The 2,497-nt window shown below is 42.3% G+C and carries 1 protein-coding gene; it reads left to right on the forward strand.

From position 1 onward, the window contains the following. Positions 1–574 precede the first annotated feature (574 nt). Positions 575–2,383, forward strand: a complete 1,809-nt coding sequence (ltrA, locus tag DXA54_RS27815) for a group II intron reverse transcriptase/maturase (RefSeq protein ID WP_120081204.1) — start codon at positions 575–577, stop codon at positions 2,381–2,383. The last annotated feature ends 114 nt before the right edge of the window (positions 2,384–2,497 follow it).

Genomic DNA, 2,497 nt, shown 5'->3' on the forward strand with positions numbered 1-2,497 from the left:
AGTGCGCCCAGAATGGTCGCTTAATAAATACTTCTTTAGCAAGAAGTTAGGATTGGGTTCGATATAATCCTATCGTCAATCAGTTTATCCAAAGGGGAAACCCGATGGGGAGTGTAGCATACTGATTAAAGCTCCAAGTCCACTAATAGTCAGGTGGCGACTGAGGGGCAAGACGAAAAGACATACATAAGGATGAAGCCTTGATTGGTTGAATGATAGTTCAGTGGTACCAGATCTTGCAACAACGGAAGACTATTATACATACGTTGTTTCATAGTACTCTGCCTATTTTGTGCGTTAGTGCAGAGCATAAAGAACCGACTATGACACAGCCGCAATAAGCGGACAAGAACGAAAGTCGCATCCGACAGTATGTCGTGCTAATAGTTATTAAGAGAACTAACTGGGGATTACCTAAGTCGGAACGCTGGAACAAACAGCTATAAAGAAAGCTTTTGAATATCCGATATGGTAACGGAACTTCCGTAGTAGTCTGAGCAAGGGAAAGCCTTGTACATGGCGAAGGGAAGTAGTCTGTAACTTTAATACAAACAACGGAAAACGTGAGAGACGTATGAGAAATCCAGAGCAAGTATTAAACATTTTAGCTGGACACAGCAATGAGCCCGAGTATAAATACGAAAGGCTTTACCGTATTCTATTCAATGAACAGATGTTCTTTGTCGCCTACCAACGTATGTATGCAAAGCCGGGCAACATGACACCCGGCACAGATGGCAAAACTGAGGATGAGATGAGCATTGATAGGATAAACAAACTCATAGAGAGTATAAAGGATGAGACTTATAGTCCCAATCCTGCAAAGAGAACTTACATTCCGAAAAAGAATGGGAAGATGCGTCCGTTAGGAATACCGTCTTTTGAAGACAAATTGGTTCAAGAGGTAGTAAGAATGGTGCTTGAAGCCATATATGAGGGACACTTTGAGTGGACATCACACGGTTTCAGACCAAACCGAAGCTGCCACACGGCACTGAAAAGTCTACAAAACAATTTCAACGGTGCAAAATGGTTCATCGAGGGAGATATAAAAGGCTTCTTTGACAACATAGACCATGATGTGCTGATAGAAATAATGAAAGGCAGAATAGCAGATGACAGATTTCTTCGTCTGATACGGAAATTCCTCAATGCAGGGTACATGGAAGAGTGGCAATTCAACAAGACTTATTCAGGGACACCGCAAGGTGGTATCATAAGCCCTGTTTTGGCAAACATATACCTAGACAAGTTCGATAAGTACATGGATGAATATGCCAACAAATTCAATAAAGGGACAGCAAGAAGCCGCAACAAGGATATTTGCAAACTCAACAGCAGAGTACACTACCTAAAACGTAGGATAAATGAAGTAGAGGATGTAAACGTAAGAACAAGGATGGTAGAAGAACTGCACGAAAAGCAGAAGCTGATACTTACAATGCCAAGTGGCAATGATATGGATGTAAACTTTCGCAGGTTGAAATACGTGCGCTATGCCGATGATTTCCTTATCGGAGTTATCGGAACGAAAAACGAATGTGAGAGAATCAAAGCAGACATCACTAAGTTTATGCAGGAAAAGTTAAGGCTGGAGATGTCACAGGAAAAGACTTTGATTACAAATGCACAAGACAGCGCAAAATTTTTGGGTTACGAAATATATGTCCGTAAAGACTATGCCACAAAGAGAAACAGTAACGGAACAGTGCGCAGATACTTCAACGGGAATGTGATACTACACGTTTCAAGAGAAGTAATCAAGAACAAGCTGCTCAGCCTCGAAGCCATGAAAGTTGTCACCAAACACGGCAAGGAGACATGGGTGTCAAAAGGCAGGACTTATATGATTGACAATGAAGCGCACGAGATTGTATCTCAGTTTAATACCGAAATACGAGGGTTCTACAACTATTACTCAATAGCAAACAATGCATCGGCTTTGGGACGCTCTTTCGGCTGTATTATGAAGTTCTCCATGTACAAAACTCTTGCTCAAAAGCTGAATATGTCAGTGAGAAAAGTCATTGAAAGATACCGCAAGGACAATCTCTTTGCAGTGCCTTTTGTAAACAAGGGAGGAGAAACCAAGTACAGGGTATTCTATAATGAGGGATATGCCCGCAAAACGGATTGTGAAACAGCCCCAAGTGACAATCTGCCGTACATGTTCAAAACGCCATCGTTGAGTCTGATAGAAAGGCTTACAACAAAAACGTGCGAACTATGTGGCAAGCACGGAGAAGTGGTAATGCACCATGTCCGCACACTCAAAGAGTTAAAAGGTAAAAATGACTGGGAACGCAAAATGCTCTACATGCACAGAAAGACTTTGGTTGTATGTGCGGAGTGTAACGCAAAAATCCAGAGATGTGTCAAGTAAGATGATGTTACAGATGGAGAGCCGTATACATGGAGACGTGTAAGTACGGTTCGGGGGCAGGTAAGCGAAAACCTACCGCTGTAAAGCGGAAAGGCGTTGTTTGCCGAGCCTACA

Origin of the sequence: Bacteroides sp. OF03-11BH (assembly GCF_003604005.1) — a bacterium.
Taxonomy (GTDB): domain Bacteria; phylum Bacteroidota; class Bacteroidia; order Bacteroidales; family Bacteroidaceae; genus Bacteroides; species Bacteroides ovatus.